This window comes from Vicinamibacterales bacterium (genome assembly GCA_035699745.1).
In the GTDB taxonomy this organism is placed as follows: Bacteria; Acidobacteriota; Vicinamibacteria; order Vicinamibacterales; family 2-12-FULL-66-21; genus JAICSD01.
The window spans coordinates 191,135-215,340 of sequence record DASSPH010000069.1; the positions used below are offsets into that span (position 1 = coordinate 191,135).

Genomic DNA, 24,206 nt, shown 5'->3' on the forward strand with positions numbered 1-24,206 from the left:
CATGGTCGCCGTCCGCTTCGACACCGTCTCCAAGAAGTACCGGCTGCGCCAGGCGGCCGCGGCGCGGCACGAGGACTTCTGGGCGCTCCGCGACGTCAGCTTCGACGTCGCGCGCGGCGAGACGCTCGGCGTCATCGGCCACAACGGCGCGGGCAAGAGCACCATCCTCAAGCTGCTGTCGCGCATCACCGCGCCGACGGCAGGGACGATCACGCTCGACGGCCGGGTCGCGGCGCTGATCGAGGTCGGATCCGGCTTCCATCCCGAACTCTCCGGCCGCGAAAACGTCTTCCTCAGCGGATCGGTGCTCGGCATGCGGCGCCGCGAGATCGCCGCCAAGCTCGATCGCATCATCGACTTCGCCGGCGTCGGCCCGTTCATCGACATGCCGGTGAAGTGGTACTCGTCCGGCATGTACGTCCGCCTCGGGTTCGCGGTCGCGGCCCACCTCGAAGCCGACATCCTCTTGATCGACGAGGTGCTCGGCGTCGGCGACGCCGCCTTCCAGGTGCGCTCGTACGAGCGGATCGATCAGCTGCGCCGCGACGGCGCCACTCTGATCTTCATCTCGCACGACCTGACGGCGATCGCCCGGCAGAGCGATCGCGTCATGCTGATGCATCGCGGCCGCGTCGCCGCGTCCGGCGCGCCGCTCGAGATGATCGCGCAGTACCAGACGATGGTCAGCGATTCGTACGCGGCGGCCACCGCCGACGCCGCGTCGCTCGCCGGCGGCGGCGCGCGCGTCGTCGACGTGACGTTCCGCGATCCTGCCGGCCGCGAGGTTCCCGCCGCCGCCACCGGCGGCCCGCTCGTCGCCGCCGTGGATCTCGAGGTCACGTCGCAGGTCGACGACGCGGTGGTCGAGCTGTTCTATTACTCGCGCGACGGCCGGACGCTGCACTGCCAGCAGAGCACCGCGGTGTCGGACGCCTCGGTCACGCTGCGGCCGGGCCCGCGGCGAATCGAATTCCTGTGCGGGTCGGTCGGCCTGCAGCCGGGCGTCTACGCCATCGGCGCGTCGATCCGCCAGCGGCGGGGCGCCGCGGCGATCGACTGGTGGTACGGCACGCGGCTGTTGTTCGTCGAGCCGGGCAAGTCGATGCGCGGATACTTCTTCGCGCCGCATGAATGGAGGTGGGCCGATGCCCCAGCTGAAGCTGAGCGTCATCCTGCCGACGTTTGACCGCGCGCCTTCGCTCGAACGGGCGATCGCGGCGCTGCTGCGGCAGAGCGCACCGCCGGAGACCTACGAAGTGATCGTGGTCGACAACAACTCCACGGACCGCACGGCCGAGGTCGTGACGGCGTTCGCCGATCGCAGGGTCCGGTTGATCCGCGAGCCGCGCCAGGGATTGTCCTTCGCCCGCAACGCCGGGCTGGCGGCTTCCGGCGCGCCGGTCGTCGCGTTCACGGACGACGACGTCGAAGTCGCGCCCGACTGGGTGGAGACGATCGTCAGCACGCTGGCGCGGCATCCCGGCGTAGACGGGATCGGCGGACGGGTGCTTCCGGCGTGGGAGAACGGCCGGCCGCGCTGGCTGACGCGGGAGCACTGGGCGCCGCTCGCCCTGCAGGATCACGGCGACTCGCGGCGCGTGTTCGATCGCGCGACGCCGATCGGCTTGATCGGCGCCAATGTCGCCTTCCGCCGTACGGTCTTCGACCGTGTCGGCACGTTCTCGCCGTCCGTTCAGCGCGTCAAGGACGGAATCGGCTCCACCGAAGATCACGAGCTGCTCGCACGTGTGTACGACTCGGGCGGACGCATGCTGTATCAGCCGAAGCTGCTGGTCATGACGCGCGTCCCCGGCGATCGCTGCAATCGCCGCTACCACCGCCGCTGGCACGAAGGCCACGGGCGGTTCTATGCGCTGATGCGTCTCCCGGAGATGGAGCGCGCGCGCGTCACGCCGTTCGGTGTTCCCGGCCATCTCCTCCGCGACGCGGCGCAGACCCTGGCGGCCTGGACGCGTTCGGCTCTCGTCGCCGACTGGGATCGGGCCTTCCTCGCCGAGCTCCGCCTGCGATTCCTCAAGGGGTTCGTGTGGACACGACTCGCACGGTGATCTCGGTCGTCATTCCCTGCTACAACCAGGGGCACTATCTCGCACAGGCGGTGTCGAGCGCCGCGTCGACGGCGCATCGCGTCGAAACCATCGTCGTCGACGACGGGTCGACCGACGACACGCCGGATGTCGCCTCGCGGTATCCGGACGTCAAGTACGTGCGCCAGCAGAATCGCGGGCTCGCCGCGGCGCGCAATCGGGGACTCGAGGAGGCGGCCGGCGACCTGGTCGTCTTTCTCGACGCCGACGATCGGCTGCTGCCCGACGGCATCGACATCGGCGCCCGCGCGCTCGCCGCCAATCCGGGCTGCGCGATGGCCTACGGCCGCTGCGTGATGATCGGCCCGGACGGGACCGAATGGCCGACGCCGCTGCAGCGCCGCGTGATCGCCGGTCACCATGCCGTGCTGCTGCGCACCAATCCCGTGTGGACGCCGGCGATGGCGATCTTCCGGCGCACCGTCCTCACCGACGTCGGCGGCTTCGCGCCGGGCTTCGACGCCTCCGCCGACTACGATCTCTATCTGCGCATCGCGCGCGCCTATCCCATTCACGACCACGGCCACCTCGTCGCCGCCTACCGCCGCCACGAGGCGTCGATGAGCGGCAGCGCCAGCCGCATGCTTCGCGACACGCTGGCAGTGATGGAACGGCACCGCCCCGATCCGGGGAACGCCGCGCAGCTCGACATCTGGCGCGAAGGATGCCTGGGCTGGCGTGATTTCTACGGCACGCAGCTGACGGAGGAGATCCGCGACCATGTCAGCCGGCGGGAGCTCGTGCACGCGTTCGAGAAGGCGTGGACGCTGGCGCGCTACGCGCCGGAGATCCTGCGGCGCGAGGCCGGGCGCAAGCTGCGGGCGACGCTGTCGCGGCTGCCTTACGCGGGGCGCGCGATCCCCGCAGCGGAGATGTCCGCGCCGAGACGCCGCGCGGACGTCTGATCCGGCAGCTGGTGGGCCAGCGGCGGCGCCACCGCCGCGCACACGACCGTCTGCGCGAACGCTTCCGTCGCGCGGAAGTCGACGCGGAAGCCGGCCGTCTTCAGCAGCGACTCGAGGCAGCTCGGCGTCAGCCCCCAGAACCAGTTGCCATAACCCTCCGCAGGCTGGAACGGTTTGCTGATGCCGGCCTGGTGCAGCACGCCGAGCCGTTTCAGGTTCCACAGTTCGCGTCCGTCTTCGTCGAGCATTGGAAAATACACGGCGGCATTCGGCAGCCCGCGCACTTCAGGAATCGTGGAAGTGCGGAGGATCAGCGTCTCACGGCAGATGCGGCGGAGCGCCGCCAGCAGCTCGAACGGACTGGGGTGGTGATAGAGGACGCCGGCGCAGAACACGACGTCGGCCGGGCCGACCGCGTCCAGCGTCTGGACGCGCGTGATGTCGCCGAGGATGAACTCGACGCGCGAGTCGAGCGCCGTGCGCTTCTGCTCGAACTCCGGCGTCGGCCCGAAGACGTCCACCGCCTTCACCGCGGCCGCGCCCGCCTGCTCCGCGATGAACGCGAACTCGCCGTTGACGCCCCACATGCAGCCGACGTCGACGAACGATCGGCCGGGCGCGTGCCGGCGGATCAACTCGGGCAGCTGGCCGTAGCTGCCGGTGGCCTCTCCCCGTCTGGCGCGCCAGCGGCGCCACCACAGGTTAAGCCGCGGGTGTTTGAGTAATCGGACTTTCCAGCGATACAGCATGGCGCCCTTTGAGACGCGCGCCGGGACCGAGCCGCCGCGCCCGGCGCCGCGCCCGCCATAGCGCGAACGGCCCGGCGAGCGTGCCCGCGATCTCGACCAGGACCAGCGACAGCGGGTATTCGCTCCAGCCGCGCAGTCGCACGTAGCTGCGGACCGCGTACACCTTCGGCAGCGAGTAGCCGAGGCGGATGAGCGCGCGCCAGTCGCGATCGCGCAGCAGCGTGGTCAGGTGATAGGCCACGTGCCCTTTGCTGTAGGCGTAGATCTGCTGACGGAGCGACGCCGCATCCCGGCGATGGCGGTGCCACACCCACGCGGCGGGCTCGTAGACGATCGTGTGGCCGGCCTTGAGGATGCGATAGAAGAGATACGTGTCCTCGCTGCAGCCGGTCGGGGTGCCCGCGCCGAGCGCCTCGTCCATCACACCGATCGCGGGATCGGCGAGAACCGACGCCCGGAACGCCGCGTTCGCCGTCGCGCCCAGCTTCCACGTCGGCACCGGTCCGCGCAGCCCGCGGAACCATTCGCCGTTCCGCTCGAAACGCTCGAACCCCTTGCCCAGCCCGCCGTACGCCTCGAACAGCGCCTGCGCTTCGGTGTCCAGTTCGACCGGCAGCACGTTGCCGGTGACGACCGCAACCTCGGGGCGGTGGAACGGCGCGACGAGGCGCTCCAGCCATCCCGCCGGCACCGTTACGTCATCGTCAATCGCAACCAGGATCCCGCCGGTCGCCGCGGCGAAGCCCGCGTTCCGCGCATAGGAGAGTCCGGGGCGGGGTTCTTCGACGAAGACGATCCCCTCGAACCCGCCGATGACTGCGCGTGTCGGACTCGAGGAGCCGGGACGGTTGTCGACGACGACGATCTCCACGTCCCGCGAACGCCGTTCCGTGTGCAGCGCGGCGAGACAGCGGCGCAGGTCCTCGGGACGATTGCAGGTCGGAATGACGACCGACACGCGGACGTCGGCGGACAGCGGCGCCGGGTTCGCGGCCGCGCCGGTGCATCGCGCAACGGAGCGCTGCATCAGGGTGTACGTGAGCCTCCTGGCGATCTCGTCGCGAAGCCGTGTGACCGACAGCGGCCCGTACGCGTTCCGGACATCGACCGCGCCGATCAATTCGCCGCCGTCGAACACGAACAGTCGCGTGCGGCAGTAGCCGGCCACGTCCAGCATCGGCTGCAGGGGCTCCTGCACGTCCAGTCGCCTGATCGCGACCGCTGCCGGCGGCATCCGAGTCACGACATGTTCCCCGCGGCCCGCAGCACGTCTGCCGCATGCCGGCGCGCGACGGCGTAGCGCCGCAATCCGGTGAACGATCCCTTCAACTCGGCGACGACGAGATCCAGCGGAAACGCTCGCGGACGCACGACCGACCGAACGAGCCGGCGCAGATTCCACCACCAGAGCCACCACACCCCGAGCCGCAGCATCGCCAGGCGCTCCCCGGGATACGCCTGCGCGGTGCGGACGAGATACGAGTAGAACCCCGTCCCGTTGTTCGCCAGTTGCGTCTTCAACGCCGCGTAGTCACGCCGGTGACGATGGCGGACCGTCGCGGCCGGCTCGTAGACCAGCGCGTGGCCCGTCTTCAGCACGCGGAAGAACATCTCCAGATCGCCGCCGCCGTGGGTCGGCGTCCCGACGTCCAGCGCGGGATCGAACAGACCTTCCCGCTCGAAGAACGACCGCCGGAACGCCATGTTGGCACCGGTGCCGAACCGGCCGGCACCGCCGTACTCGAGGCCGGCGCTCTCCCCTGGTGCGACGCGGTATACGGCGCGGTCGAAACCGCGTCCGAAGCCGCCGTAGGTCTCGAACAGCGCCTGGGCCGGCGTGTCGATCTCGTCGGGGACGACGAGTCCGGTCACGCACATCGCGTGCGGCTCGTCTTCGAACGCCGCCGCGACCGCCGCAATCCATCCGGCGTCGACGCTGACGTCGTCGTCGGTGAAGGCGACGATCTCGCCGCGCGCCTCGCGCACGGCACGGTTGCGCGCCCAATTCAGCCCGGGGCGCGGCTCCATGACGTAACGCAGGCGCGGATACCCGGCGGCGAGATCGCGCGTGGACGAATCGGACGGCGCGTTGTCGACGATCAGCAGGTCGAGACGGTCATGCGGGTACTCGAGGGCCGTCAACGCGTCGAGGCACTGACCGAGCTGCGCGGCGCGGTCGCGCGTGCACACCGCCACCGTCACGACGCTCGAAGGACTGCGCCCGCGGCGCGGACACGACGCCGGGATCGCCGCGCGCGCGTCGGGGATGGGGCCGGTGCCGCCGATCGAATCGGACGCCAGGTGCGCCGCGACTTCGGATCCCAGCTGCGTCAGCGCCAGCGCGCGCAGCTCCGCGGGAGAACATCCCGCCGGCGGCGGGACCACGTAGCCGAGCGGCGCGCCGTGCAGGCGGACGAGCACCCACTGCGCGCCGACCGCCAGGGGTGGAACGGCCGGCAGCGCGCCATCGAGGTCCGCGCAGATGAGCTTCACGGCGGAAGGCCCGTGACGTTGCGGGATTAAATGATGCCTTCGGCGCCCGACGCCACGGGCGTGTTGTCGAAGATAACCGTGCCGCGCTCGGGCGCGGTGGTCTGCAGACCCGCCCGGCGGGACCGCCGCTGAGTCAGCCACCACGCTCCGACGGCAGAGCCGAATACCGTCGCCAGAATTCCCAGGGTTCGTGTCGTCATGCGAGCCTCCCGATCAACTGGCTCAACCGGAGCAACACCGGTGCCAGCTAGCGCATCCGGTAGAGGAAGGCGGGACCGTCCGGCGCCTCGAAGGATCCGACCTCGAGCAACTGACCGCCGTTCTGGAGGCGTGCACGGATTTCGTTCAGGTCCGTTGGCTTGTACTGCGCGGCGTGAACGATCACATATTGGACGGTGTCGAGCTTGAGCTGGCGCAGCGCCCGTTCCGACGGGAAATCCGCGAGCCGTTCGATCCGCTCGAGATAGCTCGGCGGGTAGTAGCCGCTGTATCCATTGACGATGGGGAACCAGTGGAAAGTGGACAGGTAGGCGTACTCCGCGTCCGCTCCCGGCAAGCTTCGAAGGCCCGGCACCGGGAACTCCGCGACGACGCCCCGAGGCTGGCGCGACAGAATCCGGTAAATCGGCGGCGCCTCGTTGGGAAACTCCGCGAGCACCAGGCTGGTTCGATACTCGGCAAGCACCGCGGCCGTCAGCAGTGCGAACAGCGCAATCCTCTGTGCGCGCGAGCGGTTTGCCGCGAGCGCGGCATAGCCGTACCCGGCGAGCACGCCGAGGAACAGGAGGACGAACAGCGCCAGCCGGGCCGACGCGCGCAGCCCTCGGAACGGCGGGCCGTACTCGTAGAGGAACGAGTAGAGGTAACCGCGGAGGCCGAAGGACATTTCGAACGCCGCCACCAGCAGCAGGAGATAGACGATGGCGCGGCGTCCCGGCGGCTGCAGGAGCAGGCCGATCATCGCGAGAAAGAGCGGCGTGAGGCCCGGAAAGAGATGCCGCTCCGGACCGCCGCGGTACGCGGTCGAGCCGTAGAGCCAGTTCCCCGACGTCGCCGACGTATAGCTCGCGGCGGTGGCGCGGAACATGGAGACTTCGGCGATCGGCCGATCGCCGACCTTCTCGTGGTTGCGCACGTACGGCCGCGCGTACAGGCCGCTCGCGATCGCGGCCACAATGGCGCCGGCGATCATCACGCGGGTCACCGCCCGCGCGGGGGCGCGGCGATCGCGCGGGAACAGCAGCACCGCGGCGATTCCGAGGAGCACCGCCAGGAACATGCCGTAGTAGATGCTCGACAGCATCTGGAGCGCCACGCACGCCCCCGCCGCCAGCCCATGACGCCACCGGCCGGTGTCGTACGCGCGATGCAGGGCCAGGAACGCGAGCGGCGCCCACATCGCCCACTGCAGCTCCATGTGCATGTAGTGTTCGAAGCGGTACGGCGCGAAGCAGAAGACGAGACCGGCGATCACGCCGGCGCCGCGGCTGCCGGTCAGATACCTGACCAGCGCGAAGATCGCCGCGCCCGACAGCGTGATCGCGCCGAGCAGCGCGAGGTTGTGCACGAGCACCGGGTTCAGCCCGAGCCAGGTCAGCGGCGCCATCAGCAGCCCTTCGACGAACATCGCGTCCGACAGCGCCAGGGTGCGCCGCTCGGGGAAGAAGATGTTGGCGTCGAACAACCGCGCCTCGGTCGCCAGCGCGTGCGCGAACCAGCGCAGGCGCCACATGTTGAAGTAGACGTCCTGGTGCGGCGTGGCGCGCGAGGCGAGGTGCAGCACCTGCGGCCACGTCATGACCGCGGTCAGCGCGGCGAACACGCCGGCCACGCGCACGAATCGCCACAACCCGCGCGCCATTACCGCGGCGTGATGCCGATCAGCTGCATCAGCCGGAGCGCATTGGTCGACGTCGCGAGCCCCGGCCGGAGACGGTAGTCGAACGTCATCGTTCCATCCGCATGCACCTGCTCGGTGAAGTGCGCGAGCGTCGCCGCGGAGGCCAGCGGCTGCTCCCCGGCGAGCGCGAGATCGTGCGTGGTGATGGCGCCGATCGCGCCGGCGTCGAGCAGGTGCCGCACCACCGCGCGTACGGCGAGGCCGCGTTCCACGCTGTTGGTGCCCTGCAGCACCTCGTCGAGCAGGTACAGCAGCACGCGGGAGCTCGACGGCCGCTCGGCTGCGTCGACGATCTGCTTCAGCCGCGCCAGCGCAGCCATGAAGTACGACAGCCCGAGCTCGAGCGAGTCCTGCACGCGGATGCTCGTATGAACGTCGGCCGGCGGCATGACGAACGATTGGGCACACACCGGCGCGCCCGCCTGCGCGAGCACGGTATTCAGGCCAATCGCCCGAAGCAGCGTACTCTTCCCCGACATGTTGGACCCGGTGATGAGCAGGATCGTGCCTGGCGGTCCGGCCTGCACATCGTTTGCCACCCGGCGCTCGGCGGCGATGAGCGGATGCCCCAGGGAGGCCGACGTCAGCGCCGGTGCGCCGGCGTCCACCCGCGGCAGGGTCCAGCCGGGCTCGTCGCCGCGCACGCGCGCGAGGGCGGCAAGCGCGTCGATCGATTCCAGCGCGTCGATCCAGCCGCGGACGTGATGCCCGGATCGGGCGCGCCAGCGCTCCATGGCGAAACAGACGTGGAAGTCCCACAACGTCAGCGCCTGCACGGGGAAGTGGAGCAGCGCCGCGCCGGTGCGCAGCTCCGACCATCCGCCCAGGCGCGCGAGCTTCGCGACCAGCCGCGGCGCCGCGCCGCCGATGCACATCTGCCCCTTCAGCCCGGCGAGCGGCGGCGACGTCCATCGCGCCTCGCACGCCAGCGACAGCATCCGCGCGTAACCTTCCAGTGCACGCTGGCCCACGGTTACACGATCGAACACCGCATAGACCCGGCGCGCGAAGGCGAACGACAGCACGATGCCGGCGGTCATCGGGATCAGCCACCAGGCGGCGTCCGTGGCGCCGGTGAAGAAGAGCGCGCCGAGCAGCACGATGGCGATCGGCAGCGCGATCGCGGCCGGCTTCATGATGCGAGGCACGGCGCGCTCGCGCCCTTCCGCCCACTCCAGGAACCGGCCCAGTTCGTCGGGCGTCACCGACGTGCGAACCCCTTCCACGTCGAGCTGCTCGCGCCATTCGCGCGCGCCGGCGAGCTCCTCGATCGCGGCGTGCCGATCGGCGATCGCGGCCGGCGCGGCCGGCGCGAGCAGCCAGCCCCACAGCCGGCCGGCCCCTCCGCTGGTAGCGGGGCGTCCGATCCATTTGGAGAGCGAGGCGTGGCCGAAGAGATCCAGATCGCGCGCGTACGGATGGCGGTCCTGGTCGAGATCCGCCGGCGGCGCGATTTCCGGCAGCCCATTCCAGTCGCGCGCGAGCCGCGCGACTCCCTGCGCGCTCAGCGCAATCGCCGCGTCCGCGCGCTCCGTGTCATCGATGATCCGCGCATGGCGAACGACGAGCATGGCGAACGCCGCCAGCGCCGCCGCGGCAGCCGCGAGCGCCGGTGTGCGCAGCGCGCCGCCGGACGAGACCGCCCACCACGCGAGCAGGACCGCGCCGAGAAACGAGACGAGGCGCAGGCGGGAGACGATGGTTCCGCGCCGGTTCGCCGCGTCACGCAGGGCGGTCCAGTGGGCGATCCGCGCGCGATACCACGCGTCCGGCGTCATGCCGGCCGCTTTCCGGCGAGATTGAGCCGCCAGTAGTCGAGCGTGAACGGCGGCGTGTCGGCGGCGGCGGCGACCGTGAGGTCGCGCAGGAACGCCTGCCACTCGGCCCGCGGCAGCCGCGCACCCTGGTGGCGCAGACAGACGTTGGCGATGAAGTCGCGGAATTGATCCGGCGCGTCGAAGGTCGTCGGCGCCGGTTCGAGCGAGACCTCGACGTCGACGAAGCCAGCCTCGCTCAGCCGGCGCCGCGTCGTCTCGACGTCCGCGAAGTAGGTCGGCTCGTCCCAGTCCTCGAAATAACGCGCGAACCGCGGCTCCTGCATCAACCGCTGCGCGCGGGCGTAGAGGAGCGCCAGGTTCGGACCGCCGCCGCACTGCGCCACCAGCCGCCCGCCCGGGCGCAGCGCGGTGACGATCGATCGGAACAACGCCGCGTGATCGTGGATCCAGTGGAAGGTCGCGCCGCTGAACGCGGCGTCGAACGCGCGGCGGAACGGCAGCGCCCCGGCGTCCGCCAGCACGACCGCCGCCTGCGGCGCCCGCTGGCGCAGCCACGCCGCCGCCTGCTGCACCATCGCGGACGAACGATCGACGCCGACGACGCGGCCGGCGGGCACGCGGCCGGCGATTTCCGCCGTCAAGTGCCCCGTTCCGCAGCCGATGTCGAGCACCACTTCGCTGCCTTCGAGCGGCAGACGCTCCAGCACGCGGCGGCCCCAGGTCTGTTGCGGCGTGGAGATTTCGTGGTATCTGGCGGCGTTCCAGTCGGTCATCGACCGTTAAGTGTACAGTCTGCCGGACACCAGGATGTCGCCGTTCGGGTCGCGCGAAGCCGTGGCCGAGCGACATGCGTCTGAACCCGAGGAGGTCGAAGATGCGGCAGGCGATTGCCAGGTTCGGCGTGGCATGCGTGGTCGCGATCGCGATGGCGGCGGCGCAGGGGCAGCAGCCGCAGCCGGCGAGGCAGCCGGCGCGGCCGCCCGGTGCAGCGCTCGCCGACGTGACATGGCCGGAGGCGGAGAAGCTCTTGACGCCTGCAGCCGTCGTGGTCCTGCCGGTGGGCGCCGGGGCGGTGCAGCAGGGACCGCATCTGCGGCTGAACAGCGAGGAGCGTCTGGTGCGCCATCTCGCCGGCAGAGTTCAAGCGGCAGCCTCGGTTGTGATCGCCCCGCCGCTCACGTATCATTTTTATCCCGCGTTCCTCGAGTACCCCGGGTCCACTTCCCTGTCGCAGAACACCTCGCGCGACATGACGGTCGAGATCGTGCGCACCCTGGCGAAGTACGGACCGAGACGGTTCTACGTGCTCAATACCGGTGCGTCGACGATGTTCCCCTTGAAGGACGCGGCGGACACGCTGGCGGCGGACGGCATCCTGCTGGGCTATACGGATATGCGCTACCACCTTGGCGCCGCGCGCGTGCTCCGCCGGCAGGCGCGGGCACGCGGCGGATTCCACGCCGACGAGGCGATGACGTCGATGATGCTCGCCGTCGACGCACCGTCCGTCGACATGGCAAGAGCCGTCCGCGAGTATGGCGCGGGAAGCGGAGCGCTCACCCGCCAGAAGGACGGAGCCGGGCTCTATTCCACCTCCGGCGTCGTCGGCGATCCGACGCTCGCCTCGAGCGAGCAGGGACAGCTGTATCTGGACGCGCTGGTCGCCGGCGCGATCGAAGACATCGAATCCATCCGCACCGCGCGGCTGCCGATCGCAAGACCGGCCGCGACCGCGGCGCCGCTCGCGGCGCGGCCGCAGCCGCAGCGCCCGGTCGAAGAGAGAATGCCGAACGGCTGCACGGCAGGCGAGGAACGGACGATTCGCGGCGTCGGCGAGCGATTCAGCTATCTCTGGCGGCAGCTCGACGCCGAAGCGATTTCGCGGCTCTTCACCGCGGACGGCGACATGCGGCATCCCGACGGCACCATCGAGCGCGGCCAGCAGGTGCTGTTCCAGAACCGGCTCGAGCTGTTCAGGAATCGCGACTACCGCGGCTCGAATCATCCGGTGCAGCTCACCGATGTCCGCTGCCTGCCGGGGGGCGCCGCGATCGCCGACGGCAAGTGGGAGCTGCGGTTCGATCAGACGCCGTCGGCGGCGTCGCAGCGGCGCGGACTCGGGCCCAACCGGCTTCACGCCGGCTGGTGCACGCTCGTGCTCGTGCGCGCCGACTCGACCTGGCAGATCCAGGCGTGGCGCTACACCATCAATCCCCCGGACGGGGAGCCGGCGCCGACCACTCTGACGCAGCCGGGGTTCCTGCCCCGCCGCGGAGGCGGAGGCCACTAGCGCGTGCGCTGGTTCTCACTCGATCACAAGATCATCGGCCTGCAGTATGCCGTCACGAGCATGGTGTTCCTGCTCGTGGGCTTCGCGCTGATGATGCTGCTCCGCTGGCAGCTCGCGTATCCGATGCAGCCGATACCGCTCATCGGCGGTCTGCTCGGCGCGCAGAACACGGCGAACGGCATCATGCTGCCCGAGTTCTACAACCAGCTCGGCGCGATGCACGGCACGATCATGATCTTCCTCGGCGTCGTGCCGCTCGCCGTCGGCGGGTTCGGCAACTACCTCGTGCCGCTGCAGGTCGGCGCGTCGGACATGGCGTTCCCGCGGCTGAACATGCTCAGCTACTGGACCTATCTCGCCGGCGGCATCGTCATGATGGCGAGCTTCTTCGTCCCCGGCGGCGCGCCGAACAGCGGCTGGACGTCGTATCCGCCGCTGGCAGACTTCGCCACGATGGGCCAGACCTGGTGGCTCGGCGGCATGCTGCTGCTGATCACCTCGTCGCTCTTCGGCTCGATCAACATCATCGTGACCATCGTCCAGATGCGCGCGCCCGGACTGACGTTCATGCGCCTGCCGTTCCTGGTCTGGGCGCAGCTGGTGACCGCCTTTCTGCTGCTGCTCGCCTTCCCGCCGCTGGAAGCGGCCGGACTGATGCAGCTGATGGATCGCGTCGGCGGATCGAGCTTCTTCCTGCCGAGCGGCCTGGTCGTCGGGCAGAAGCCGCTCGCCGCCGCGGGCGGCGGCAACCCGCTGCTGTGGCAGCACCTGTTCTGGTTCCTCGCGCATCCGGAGGTGTACGTCCTGATCCTGCCGGCGATGGGCATCGTCGCCGAAGTGATCGCCAACAACATCCGCAAGCCGCTGTGGGGCTACCGCCTGATGGTCTGGGCGGCGATCTTCCTCGGCTTCATGTCGATGCTGGTGTGGGCCCACCACATGTTCCTCACCGGGATGGGAACGGCGATGAGCGCGTTCTTCCAGACGACGACGATGATCGTGTCGATCCCGTCGGTGGTGATCCTGACCTCGCTGCTGATGTCGCTGTGGGGCGGGTCGATCCGGTTCAACACGCCGATGCTCTTCGCGCTCGCCTTCCTGCCGATGTTCGGCCTCGGCGGGCTGACCGGTCTGCCGCTGGGACTGGCCGCGAGCGACGTCCACCTGCACGACACCTACTACGTCGTCGGCCACTTCCACTACATCGTCGCGCCGGGGACGATCTTCGCGCTGTTCGCCGGCGTGTATTACTGGTTTCCGAAAGTGACCGGGAAGATGCTCGACGAGCGTCTCGGCCGGCTTCATTTCGCCGGATCGTTCATCTGCATGAACGCGATCTTCATGCCGATGTTCATCCAGGGACTCGCCGGCGTGAACCGCCGCTTGTACGACGGGGGCATCGGCTACGCGCACGCCGCGGGACTGCAGAAGTGGAACGTGATGCAGGGCTGGGCGGCGTGGGCGCTGGGCCTGGTGCAGCTGCTGTTCCTGTTCAATCTCGCGTGGACGCTCTGGCGCGGACGGCGCGCCGCCGAGAATCCGTGGCAGGCGACGACGCTCGAGTGGTCCGCGGCGACGCCGCCGCCGCACGGCAACTTCGCCGCCGTCCCGATCGTCCGCCGCGGCGCCTACGAGTACAGCGTGCCGGGCGCAGCGGCCGACTTCGTCCTGCAGCACGAGGCGAGTGAAGACCCGCCGCGCCGCCTGCCTCATGCCGCCCCTCCGGACTACACGGTCGCGCGCCGCGAGGACACCGGTTCGAACAACGTTCAGCTCGGGGTATGGCTGTTCCTGGCGTCGGAGGCGATGCTCTTCGGCGGCCTGTTCTCTGCGTATTTCATGCTGCGCGCGGGGTCGCTCCAGCCGTGGCTCCCGCTGGCGGGCCACTCCCGGGCAGCGGCGGTCATCACGCTGCTGCTCTTCGGCGGGACCGCCGCGTTCGCGGCGGCGCTGCGGATGGCGCGAGAGCGGCGGATCGCGGCGTTCCGCCGCTGGATGGTTGCGGCGGTGCTGCTGCCGCTGCTGTTCGTGCCGTACACGCTGCTCGAGTATCTGGATCTCGGCGAGTTCGGCTTCCGTCCCTCGAGCAGCACGCAGGCGGCGACATTCTTTCTGCTGACCGGCGTGCATGCGCTCCACGTGGCGGCGGGCGTGCTGGCCAACGTGCGCCTCCTCGTCACCGCGACCGACACGTGGGTCGGCGATGCCGCGCGCGTCGTCAACCGCGTCGAAGCGACGCGCCTGTATTGGTACTTCGTGGACGCCGTCTGGGTGATCCTGCTGGTGCTGTTCTATGTGGCCTGATCCGGTTCTCGCGTGTGCCGTGTGCTTCGGCGCTGCCGACGCTCCGATGCTGGACGCCGCGCGTATCGGCGTGATCGTGATGGCCGGCGTCACCTGCGGGATGCTCGCCGCGTTCGGCGCGTTCTTCGTCCGTCTGTCGCGGCGCGCCCGAAAGGGGGCACGCTAATGTTCGGGCTGCCGGTTCAGGCGTCGGCGCAGGCGGCGCAGCTCGATCGCATCACCACGCTGGTGCACATCCTCATGGCGGTGGTGTTCGTCGGATGGAGCATCTATTTCGTCTACGTGCTGGTTCGGTTCCGGCGCTCGCGGCAGCCCAGCGCCGTGCACGGCGGCGCGCGCGGGCGCTGGTCCACCTGGAGCGAGGCAGGCGTGGCGGCCGCAGAAGTGCTGTTGCTCGCCGCGTTCTCGATTCCCGCCTGGGCGGCGCTGGTGAACCCACCGGCCGGGAATGCCGTGGTCGTGCGGGTCGTCGCGCAGCAGTTCTCGTGGCTCATCCACTATCCCGGCGCGGACGGCGAGTTCGGCCGCATCGAGCCGTCGCTGATCGGCGCCGAGAATCCGTCCGGGCTGGATCGCGCGTCGATGCACGCCGCGGACGACGTCGTGACGATCAACGAGATGCACCTGCCGCTCGGGCGCAGCGTCGTCGTGCAGCTGTCCGCGCGCGACGTGATCCACAGCTTCGGTGTGCCGGCCATGCGGGTGAAGCAGGACGCGATACCGGGCATGATGGTCCCGGTCTGGTTCACGCCGACGCTCGAGGGGAAGTTCGACATCGCGTGCTCGCAGTTGTGCGGCCTCGGGCATTACCGGATGCGCGGAGCGATTGTCGTCGAAGCGCCGGAGGCATTCGACCGATGGCTGGCGTCGGGCGCCGGCGGGTGAGCGCGCGGCATGGACGCGAAGTACCTGTCGGATGCCGCGCATTTTCCCGGCGGTCATGCCGCCGCGATCGCGATTCCGCGCTCGCCCGTCGAGGTCCCTGCGATCGTGCGCGGCGCGCGGACGCTGCTCGCGGTCGGGGCGCAGTCATCGCTCACCGGCGGCGCGACGCCGATGGGCGAGGTCCTGCTCTCCACTGAAAAGCTGAACCGCATCCTGGAGATCGGTCCGGGCCGCATTCGCGTCGAGGCGGGCGTGTCCGTCGCCGCGATGCAGGAAGCGCTGGCCCGCGAAGGAGCGTGGTTCCCCCCGGCGCCGACGTTCACCGGCGCGTTTGCCGGCGGAATCGTCGCGACCAATGCGGCGGGCGCCGCAACGTTCCGCCATGGGCCGGTGCGGCCGTGGGTGCAGGCGCTCACGGTCGTTCTGGCAGACGGCACGCAGCTCGACGTTCGCCGCGGCGGCGCGCGCGCCGCGGCGCTGGTGCCGCTGCCCACGTACCGGATGCCGGACGTGGTGAAGGTGTCGGCGGGCTACTTTTCTGCGCCCGACATGGATCTGATCGATCTCTTCATCGGCTCGGAAGGAACGCTCGGCGTCATCACCACGGTGACGTTTCGCACGCTGTCGCCGATGCCCACGTCCGCGCTCGCGTTCGTGCCGTGCCCTTCGGAGCGGGAGGCGCTGGCGCTCGTCGCGGATCTCCGCCGTGAGCCGGCGGTCGCCGCGATCGAGCACGTCGATCGACGCTGCCTGGAGATCCTGCACGAGGACGGCGCGGATCGCCGCTGTGACGTCCGCGTGCCGTCCGGGACGGATCTGGCGCTGCTGGTCCAGCTCGAGCTGCCGCCGGGCACCACGGCAGCGGAGGCGTTCTCGCAGATCGAAGATTCGCTCGGCGGCGGCGACACGGCGCTCGGCCGCGTCTGCCGGCTGCTCCACGCGCACGGAGTGTTCGACGCGACCGAGATGGCGCTGCCGGGCCAGGTCCGGCGCGCCGAACAGCTGATCGCGCTCCGCGAGGCGGTGCCCGCCGGGGTCAATCAGCGCGTCGGCCGCGCGCAGCAGACGATCGACCCGCGGATCGCCAAGACCGCGGCCGACATGATCGTGCCGTTCGAGCGGTTCGGCGAGATGATGCGGATCTACCGCGACGGGTTCGGATCGCGCGGACTCGACTTCGCCGTGTGGGGGCACATCTCCGACGGCAACGTCCATCCCAACGTCCTGCCGCGGTCGTATGAAGACGTCGAGCGGGGCAAGGACGCCATCCTGTTCTTCGGGCGCGAAGCGGCGCGGCTTGGCGGCTGTCCGCTCGCCGAGCACGGCGTCGGGCGCAATCCGGTCAAGCAGGCGCTGTTGCGCGGCCTGTATGGGGAGGACGGCATCGACCAGATGCGCGCCATCAAGCGCGCGCTGGATCCCGACTGGAAGCTCGCGCCCGGCGTGATCTTCCCCCGCGCCTGAGAAACGGGGACAGTCCCCTTTTTTTGTGAACGCCAGTTGACTATTGGACGACGGGGTCGGTGGCGGAGACGATCGGCTCTGGCGCGCAACCGGTTGGCCTGCCAGGTTTTCGCAGGGTATGGGTCAGGTCGAATCGATCGGCAATTCGCGTTACCCACTTCGGCGCGCCGTAGGGTGCGCCCCGGCTTGCCGACTCCCGAATCGCGCTCGTTTCCTTGGCCGTTTGCCGCGCGTTCACGTAGGTCAACCAGTCGGCCGGCTTGGGTACCGGTCCATCTGACAACTCCGGGCGACCAGGATCGCGGGCATGCGGTGATGCGCTGGACCACATGTAGTCCTCGGCTCGACGCACCAGGCCCGCGGATCGTGCGTTGGCCTCGACGTACCGCAGCACGCGCAAGAGATGATGGTCGGCCTGGACGATCGCATTCGTATACCGCCCCTGGTAGATGTGGCCCGGGCTGGCGGGCCTGTAATGCCGCAGGTAATGGTTAATGTGCAGATTCATCAGCAGTTGCATGAAAACGGGGAGGTCCTCGCCCGCGTGCGGCCAGACGACCAGGTGAAAGTGGTTGCGCATGATGCAATACCCGAGGATGCGCATGCCGACTCTCCGCTGCGCGTCGGCGACGAGCCTGAGAAACGCCCGAAAGTCTCCGGACTTGAAGAAGAGCGTCTCGCGATGATCCCCGCGATTCAGGACGTGTTGAGCGTACCCGTCCGGCGAAACGCGAGGATGCCGAGGCATGCCGCGCCCGATCTCAACAACTGTGCCGACTCGGCGAGGCGGCTGAAACGCCGCGCACGAAAGGGGACTGTCCCCTTTTCCCGCGGGCGGCTGAAACGGCGCGAAAAACGGCGGCGGAAGAATGGGGACTGTCCCCTTTTTCAGGACAGGCCGACGATGTGGCCTTCGGGGGTCACCGACATGCCCTCGGCGGCGGGGACCTTCGGCAGGCCGGGCATCGTCATGATGTCGCCGGTCTTCGCCACCACGAAGCCGGCTCCCGCGGAGCCGTAGACTTCACTCACCGTGATGCGGAAGCCGCGGGGGCGGCCGAGGCGGGACGGATCGTCGGTCAGCGAATACTGCGTCTTGGCCATACACACCGGCGTGTCGTGCAGACCGATGCTCTCGAGATGGTCGATCGCGCGCTCGGCGCCGGGCGTGTAGTCCACGCCGTCGCCGCCGTAGACCCGGCGGACGATGGTGTCGATCTTCTCCCTCACCGGCTGCGTCACGTCGTAGATGGGCGCGTACTTCGCGGTGCGCCCGTCGAGCAGCGCGAGCACCTCCCGCGCCAGCGCCTCGCCGCCGGCGCCCCCCTTCTCCCACACCTCGCAGAGCACGACCGTCGCGCCGAGCCGCGCCGCGTGATCGTGCACCATCTGCAGCTCCGCCTCGGTGTCGGCGATGAACCGGTTGATCGCCACCACCACCGGGACGCCGAACTGCCGGACGTTGGCGATGTGATGATCGAGATGCGGCAGCCCGCGCTCGAGCGCCACGAGATCGCCGACGGTCAACGCGCGCTTGTCCGCGCCGCCCTGCATCTTCAGCGACCGCACGGTCGCAACCAGCACCGCCGCCTCCGGATTGAGGCCGCCGACACGGCACTTGATGTCGAAGAACTTCTCCGCACCGAGATCGGACCCGAACCCGGCTTCGGTGATGACGACGTCGCCGAGCGCCAGACCGGCGCGGGTGGCGAGGATGCTGTTGCACCCGTGCGCGATGTTGCCGAACGGGCCGGCGTGGAGAATCGCCGGACCGCCTTCGAGCGTCTGCACCAGATTGGGCGCCAGCGCGTCCTTCAACAGCATCGCCATCGCCCCGGATGCCTTGAGATCCTGCGCGCGCACGGGCGAGCGCAGCGGTCCCTGGCTCGCACCCACGATGATCCGGCCGAGACGGTGTTCGAGATCCTCGCGGCTCGTCGCCAGCGCGAGGATCGCCATCACCTCGCTCGCCGGAATGATCACCCACCGCTCTTCGCGGACGACGCCGTTGGCGGCGCCGCCGAGGCCGATGATCGCGTGCCGCAAAGCACGGTCGTTCATGTCGATGGTGCGCGGCCAGCTGATGCGGCGGGTGTCGATGCCGAGCGGGTTCCCCTGCTGCAGATGGTTGTCGAGCATCGCCGACAACAGCCCGTGCGCACTCGCGATGGCGTGGAAATCACCGGTGAAGTGCAGGTTGATGTCCGCCATGGGAATCACCTGCGAGTAGCCGCCGCCGGCGGCGCCCCCCTTGACGCCGAATACCGGCCCGAGACTCGGCTCGCGCATGCAGAGGACGGCGTTGACGCCGAGGCGCCGCAGGGCCTGCGACAGCCCGACCGACACCGTGCTCTTGCCCTCGCCCGCCGGCGTGGGACTGATCGCCGTGACCAGCACCAGCCGGCCTCTCGCCGGCTGCGCGGCGACGTCGAGCGGCAGCTTGGCCTTGTGCCTGCCGTACTGCTCGATGTCGTCCGGGCCGAGCCCGAGATCGCGCGCCACGTCCACGATCGGACGGGGCGTGACGTTGTTGGCGATTTCAATGTCGGAGGGAACGCTCAGCGGCATGTGTCTCCGGATGTCTCACTCGGCGCCGGTCGATCGCGCGGGGGGCGAGACGAAGCTCCAGCCAAACCGCCCCTTGATGCAGAGATTACCGGCGGTAATCGAGTTGTCGAGCGGCGACGTGGCCTTGACGATCTCCCCGTCCTGCACGTGCAGCGTCAGCGTGCAGCCGACGCCGCAGTATGGACAGATGGTATCGGTCGTCGTCTGGCGCGACGGCTCCCACTCGCCGCTGCGGCGCAGATCGAACTCGCGGCTGGCCATCAACGCGCCGGTGGGACACACGGCGATGCAGTTGCCGCAGTAGACACAGGCCGAGTCGGGCAGCGGGGCGTCGAACTCGGTCGCAATCCCGGCGCCGAATCCACGGCCCGCGACGGCGATCGCGAAGGTGTTCTGGTGATCCGGCCCGCACGCCTCGACGCACTTGTAGCAGAGCACGCACTTGCTGTAGTCGCGGACGTAGAGATCGTTGTCGATCTTCACCGGCTGCGCGACGGTCGCCGCCGCCGCGCCGAAGCGCTCCGGACGGCACTCGTACTCCGACAGCAGCTCGGCGAGCCCAGGTGCGGTCGACAGATCGACAGAGGACGCGAGCAGTTCGAGCACGACACGCCGCGCCAGGACGACGCGCGGGGAGCGCGTCTTCACCACCATGCCGGCCTCGACGGCGCGGGAGCAGCTGGGTGCGAGCACGCGCGCCCCCTCCACTTCCACGACGCACAGGCGGCAGACGTTCACCGGCTTCAGCGTTTCGAGAAAACAGAGCGTCGGAATGGCGATGCCGCTGGCCTGACAGGCGGCCAGGATGGTGGACCCGGCCGGCACCGTCACGTGACGGCCGTCGATCGTGAGCGTCACGGCCGGCGGCTGCGGACGCGGCGGCGGACCGATGGGCCGGAGCGTGATCGGTTCGCTCATCGCGGCGCTCCCGATCCATCGAAGAGATGGAGACGCTTGATCGCCGACTCGATCGCCGAGTACGCGGTCTGTCCCAGCCCGCAGATCGACGCATCGCGCATGGCGGCGCCGACGTCGTCGAGCAGCACCAACTCCTCCGCCGGGAGGCGGCCTCCAGGCGCCGCGCTCAGCCGGTGCAGCGCCTCTTCCTGCCGGATCGTGCCGACACGGCACGGCACGCACTGGCCGCACGATTCATCGCGGAAGAACGACGCGATGCGGAGCACGAGGGCGCGCAGATCGACGCTGTCGTCCAGCACCATCACCACTCCCGATCCGAGCGTGGTCCCCGCCGCGCGCGTGTCTTCGTGCGTCAGGCGGAGATCGACGTCCTCGGGCCGCACGAAGGAGCCCGCCGCGCCGCCGAGCAGCACCGCGCGCAGCGTTCGTCCGGGCGCAAGTCCGCCGGCCAGATCGATCAGCGCGCGCAGCGTGACGCCGTACGGCGCTTCGTACACGCCGGGATGCTCGACGTTCCCGGAGAGACAGAACAGACGCGTGCCCGCCGAGGCAGCGGTGCCGACCGCGGCAAAGGCGGCGGCGCCGCCGAGCAGGATGTGCGGCACGTTGGCCAGCGTCTCGACGTTGTTGACGACGGTCGGCTTGCCGAACAGGCCGGCCTGCACCGGAAACGGCGGCTTGTTGCGCGGCTCGCCGCGCCGGCCTTCGATCGACTCGAAGATCGCGGTCTCTTCGCCGCAGATGTAAGCGCCGGCGCCGCGGCGGATCTCGATGTCGAGCGTGCCGAGCAGCCCGGCGACACGCGCCGCGTCGATGGCGTGCTGCAGACGCGCGGCGGCGAGCGGGTACTCGCCGCGGACGTAGACGTAGCCGCGCTCGCAGCCCGTCGCGAACGCGGCGATGGCCATCGCTTCGACGATCGCGAACGGATCTTCCTCCATGAGGACGCGATCCTTGAACGTGCCCGGCTCCGATTCGTCGGCATTGCAGATCAGATAGTGAGGCGTCGCCGGCTCGCTGCGGACCGCTTCCCATTTGCGTCCGGTCGGAAACGCCGCGCCGCCGCGGCCGAGCAGGCCCGCCGCAGTGACTTCGGCGATCACGGCGGCGGCGCCGATGCCACGCGCCTTCTCGAGCGCCGCAAATCCGCCATCGGCGCGGTACGCGTCGATGCTCGCCGGGTCGACGCGCCCGACGCGGCGCAGCAGACGCAACTGCTCGACCGGTTGTCTCACCACGGTTCCCTGGGGGAAGCCGGCGTCCGCGCCGTTCAGCAACGCCTGCACACGATCCGCGGTGGCGTCCCCGATCAGCGCTTCGTAGGGACGCTCGCCGGCCGCGGCGACGAACGCCGCCGGCGCGCGGTCGCACCTGCCGAGGCACGGCGACCGCATCCAGCCGGACGCTCGGGGAGCGAGGGCCGCCGCATCATGCGGCGCGGTGCGTGCGGAATGCGAGGCATGTCCAAGCGGAGGCCCGACCGCACGTTCGAGCGCTGAGGTCACCGCGTCGGCGCCGCGGGCCTTGCACGCGATGTCGTCGCAGACGTGGACGATGCGCCGCGGGGTGGGCGCGGTGAACAGCAGCGCGTAAAACGTCGCCACGCCCCACGCGTCGGCGGGCGGGACGTTGAGCCGATCGCAGACGTACCCGAGGCCGCCCTCGCTGATCCAGCCGACGCGCGATTGCAACGCGCGGAGCGCCGGCAGCAGCAGGTGCCGGCGCGCGCGCGTATCGCGGCCGCCCACGGCCGCCACGTGCGCGTCGCGCGGGTTGCCGCGAGGGCCGCCGTCCCAGGCCGACTGCGGCGGGCCGAGCAGCGCGTTCACCGCCGCGCGCTCGTCCGTCGTGGCCGTCGCGTCGACAGGACGGATATCCATCTAGATCACACCTCGGGCCGCCAGATCGTGCGCCGGCGCCGGCTCGACGCGCACGGCGCAGGCCTTGAACTCCGCGGTGCCCGACTTCGGATCCGACACGTCGATGGTCAGCCGATTCGTCGCCACGTCGTCGGGGAAGTGCAGCGTCATGAACACCATCCCCGCGCGCAGGCCGCCGTCGATCCGGGCCGGCGCGGTGACGCGGCCGCGGCGGGAGATCACCGCCACCGGCATGCCGTCGCCAATGCCGAGCCGCGCCGCGTCCTCGGGTGAGATGTCGAGCGTCTCGCCGAAGTGCAGCGGCGAATCGTATCCGCTCGTCTGCACGCCGGTGTTGTACGACTCGAGGCGGCGGCCGGTCGTGAGCAGCAGCGGGAACTCGGCATCCGGCTGCTCCACCGGCGGGTCGTGATGGACGACGCTGAACGGCGCGGGCCGTCCGGCGCACGGCACCTGCCACAGGCGGCCGTGCAGGAACGTCTCCCCCGGATGCGATTCGTCGGGACAGGGCCACTGGATTCCGTGCAGCGCCTCCAGGCGCGCGTAGCTCATGCCGCCGGCGAAATGGGGCGCCACCACCCTGAACTCGTTCCACACCTGTTCGGCCGTCGGCTCTCCCCAGTCGTGGCCGAGGCGCCGCGCAAGCTGCGAGATGATCCACAACTCGTCTCGTGCGCCGGGCGGCGGATCGGTGGCCTTGCGCACCCGCTGCACGCGGCGCTCGCTGTTGGTGACCGTGCCTTCCCCTTCACACCACGTCGCGGCGGCAGGCAGCACGACGTGGGCGAATTCCGCCGTCCGGGTCAGGAAGATCTCCTGCACCACGAGATGGTCGAGGCCGGCGAGCGACTGCTCGACGTGGTGGGCGTCGGCGTCCGACTGCGCCGGGTTCTCGCCGATCACGTAGAGCGCCGTCAGCTCACGGCGCGACATCGCCTGCAGCATCTGGGTGAGATTCATGCCGTATGTGGGCTGAATCGTCGTCTTCCACATCGCCCCGATGCGCGCGCGCGCCGCGGCGTCCAGCTCGATGTCCTGAAAGCCCGGCAGCTTGTTGGGGATGGCGCCCATGTCGCCGCCGCCCTGGACGTTGTTCTGCCCACGCAGCGGATTGCATCCCGAGCCCCAGCGGCCCACGTGGCCGGTGAGCAGCGCCAGGTTGATCAGCGCGAGCACGTTGTCGACGGCGTTGTGATGCTCGGTAATCCCCAGCGTCCAGCAGATCATCGCCTTGTCGGCGCGCGCGTAGGCGTGGGCGGCTTCGCGTATGACGTCGGCGGGCACGCCGGTCGCCCGCTCGCCGAACTCGAGCGTGTAGGACTCGACCGCTTCGCGATAGGCGTCGAACCCCGAGGTGCCGTTGGCGATGAAGCCGTCATGCGCGAGGCCGGCATGAATGATCTCGCGCGCCATGGTGTTGGCGAGCGCGATGTCGCTGCCGACGTTCAGCCCCATCCACACGTCGGCCCACTGCGCCGAGGCGGTGCGCCGCGGATCGATCACGTACAGCCGCGCGCCGTTCCGGATCCCCTTCAGCAGGTGGTGAAACCAGATGGGATGCGCCGCGCGGGCGTTCGATCCCCACAGGAGCACCACCTCCGTCTCCTCGACCTCGCGGTAGGAGCTCGTCCCCCCGCCCGCGCCGAACACCGTCGCCAGACCGACGACGCTAGGGGCGTGTCATGTCCGGTTGCAGCTGTCGATGTTGTTGGTGCCGAACGCGACGCGGGCCAGCTTCTGCGCCAGGAAGTTCACCTCGTTGGTGGACTTCGAGCAGCTGAAGATGCCGAGCGCGTTCGCACCGCGCGCATCGAGGTTGCGGCGAAAACCCTCGGCCGCGCGATCCAGCGCCGCGTCCCAGGAGGCGGGCACGAGCGCGCCGTTCACGCGAATCAGGGGTTCGGTCAGGCGGGAATACGACCTGGACGGACGGCCCTTTTTCATGTCCGTAGTTTACCGCCGGG

At 69.9% G+C, this 24,206-nt stretch carries 19 protein-coding genes; 7 read left to right on the top strand and 12 right to left on the bottom strand.

Translation table 11 applies throughout. The features are described 5' to 3' along the window. Window position 1: 1 nt before the first annotated feature. From VFK57_16175 to VFK57_16185, 3 genes are read left to right on the top strand one after another with little or no spacing between them, the layout of a single operon-like run. The gene (locus tag VFK57_16175; protein HET7697251.1) at window positions 2–1,186 is read left to right on the top strand and encodes an ABC transporter ATP-binding protein; all 1,185 of its coding nucleotides are present in this window, start codon (window positions 2–4) and stop codon (window positions 1,184–1,186) included. Continuing rightward, window positions 1,146–2,069 (top strand): glycosyltransferase, encoded by a 924-nt coding sequence (locus tag VFK57_16180; protein HET7697252.1) that lies wholly within the window; start codon window positions 1,146–1,148, stop codon window positions 2,067–2,069. Before VFK57_16175 ends, VFK57_16180 begins: the two co-directional genes overlap by 41 nt. Then, window positions 2,048–3,013, top strand: a complete 966-nt coding sequence (locus VFK57_16185; protein ID HET7697253.1) for a glycosyltransferase — start codon at window positions 2,048–2,050, stop codon at window positions 3,011–3,013. The genes VFK57_16180 and VFK57_16185 overlap by 22 nt, the downstream gene beginning before the upstream one ends. Here VFK57_16185 and VFK57_16190 read toward each other — a convergent pair. Genes VFK57_16190 through VFK57_16220 form a run of 7 tightly spaced genes read right to left on the bottom strand, consistent with a single transcriptional unit; the run spans window position 2,950 to window position 10,706 of the window. Further along, on the bottom strand, window positions 2,950–3,762 hold the full coding sequence (locus VFK57_16190; protein ID HET7697254.1) for a class I SAM-dependent methyltransferase: 813 nt from the start codon (window positions 3,760–3,762) through the stop codon (window positions 2,950–2,952). The two genes, VFK57_16185 and VFK57_16190, sit on opposite strands and share 64 nt — an antisense overlap. Next, complete coding sequence (locus VFK57_16195) at window positions 3,716–4,960, bottom strand: glycosyltransferase (protein ID HET7697255.1); 1,245 nt, start codon at window positions 4,958–4,960, stop codon at window positions 3,716–3,718. The genes VFK57_16190 and VFK57_16195 overlap by 47 nt, the downstream gene beginning before the upstream one ends. A gap of 41 nt (window positions 4,961–5,001) precedes the next feature. Further along, entirely contained in the window at window positions 5,002–6,255 is a 1,254-nt protein-coding gene (locus VFK57_16200) for a glycosyltransferase (GenBank protein ID HET7697256.1), read from the bottom strand. Window positions 6,256–6,281: 26 nt separating this feature from the next. Continuing rightward, entirely contained in the window at window positions 6,282–6,455 is a 174-nt protein-coding gene (locus VFK57_16205; GenBank protein HET7697257.1) for a hypothetical protein, read from the bottom strand. Between the two features lie 47 nt (window positions 6,456–6,502). Further along, a complete protein-coding gene (locus VFK57_16210; protein ID HET7697258.1) occupies window positions 6,503–8,116 on the bottom strand; it encodes a hypothetical protein in 1,614 nt (537 codons plus the stop codon). Beyond that, window positions 8,116–9,933, bottom strand: a complete 1,818-nt coding sequence (locus VFK57_16215) for a hypothetical protein (GenBank protein HET7697259.1) — start codon at window positions 9,931–9,933, stop codon at window positions 8,116–8,118. Before VFK57_16215 ends, VFK57_16210 begins: the two co-directional genes overlap by 1 nt. After that, window positions 9,930–10,706, bottom strand: a complete 777-nt coding sequence (locus VFK57_16220; protein ID HET7697260.1) for a methyltransferase domain-containing protein — start codon at window positions 10,704–10,706, stop codon at window positions 9,930–9,932. Before VFK57_16220 ends, VFK57_16215 begins: the two co-directional genes overlap by 4 nt. A 101-nt stretch (window positions 10,707–10,807) precedes the next feature. On the opposite strand from VFK57_16220, the gene VFK57_16225 reads away from it, so the two are divergent. From VFK57_16225 to VFK57_16240, 4 genes are all read left to right on the top strand, one after another. Continuing rightward, complete coding sequence (locus VFK57_16225) at window positions 10,808–12,223, top strand: creatininase family protein (protein ID HET7697261.1); 1,416 nt, start codon at window positions 10,808–10,810, stop codon at window positions 12,221–12,223. Between the two features lie 3 nt (window positions 12,224–12,226). Continuing rightward, window positions 12,227–14,527, top strand: coding sequence for a cbb3-type cytochrome c oxidase subunit I (locus VFK57_16230; GenBank protein ID HET7697262.1), 2,301 nt, complete (start codon window positions 12,227–12,229; stop codon window positions 14,525–14,527). Between the two features lie 165 nt (window positions 14,528–14,692). After that, window positions 14,693–15,412: a hypothetical protein gene (locus VFK57_16235; protein HET7697263.1), complete on the top strand. Its 720-nt coding sequence runs from the start codon at window positions 14,693–14,695 to the stop codon at window positions 15,410–15,412. A 9-nt stretch (window positions 15,413–15,421) separates the two neighbouring features. Further along, window positions 15,422–16,876, top strand: a complete 1,455-nt coding sequence (locus tag VFK57_16240; protein HET7697264.1) for an FAD-binding oxidoreductase — start codon at window positions 15,422–15,424, stop codon at window positions 16,874–16,876. A 40-nt stretch (window positions 16,877–16,916) separates the two neighbouring features. On the opposite strand, the gene VFK57_16245 is transcribed toward VFK57_16240, so the two are convergent. The 5 genes from VFK57_16245 to VFK57_16265 form a co-directional block, all read right to left on the bottom strand. Continuing rightward, entirely contained in the window at window positions 16,917–17,624 is a 708-nt protein-coding gene (locus tag VFK57_16245; protein ID HET7697265.1) for a transposase, read from the bottom strand. Window positions 17,625–17,764: 140 nt separating this feature from the next. Then, window positions 17,765–19,444 carry a formate--tetrahydrofolate ligase gene (locus VFK57_16250; protein HET7697266.1) on the bottom strand — a complete coding sequence of 560 codons (1,680 nt, stop codon included), beginning with the start codon at window positions 19,442–19,444 and terminating at the stop codon, window positions 17,765–17,767. Between the two features lie 15 nt (window positions 19,445–19,459). Beyond that, the gene (locus tag VFK57_16255; GenBank protein HET7697267.1) at window positions 19,460–20,362 is read right to left on the bottom strand and encodes a 2Fe-2S iron-sulfur cluster-binding protein; all 903 of its coding nucleotides are present in this window, start codon (window positions 20,360–20,362) and stop codon (window positions 19,460–19,462) included. Next, the gene (locus VFK57_16260; protein ID HET7697268.1) at window positions 20,359–22,242 is read right to left on the bottom strand and encodes an NAD(P)H-dependent oxidoreductase subunit E; all 1,884 of its coding nucleotides are present in this window, start codon (window positions 22,240–22,242) and stop codon (window positions 20,359–20,361) included. Before VFK57_16260 ends, VFK57_16255 begins: the two co-directional genes overlap by 4 nt. Further along, a complete protein-coding gene (locus VFK57_16265) occupies window positions 22,243–24,186 on the bottom strand; it encodes a molybdopterin-dependent oxidoreductase (GenBank protein ID HET7697269.1) in 1,944 nt (647 codons plus the stop codon). It abuts the gene before it with no gap. Between the last annotated feature and the right edge of the window lie 20 nt (window positions 24,187–24,206).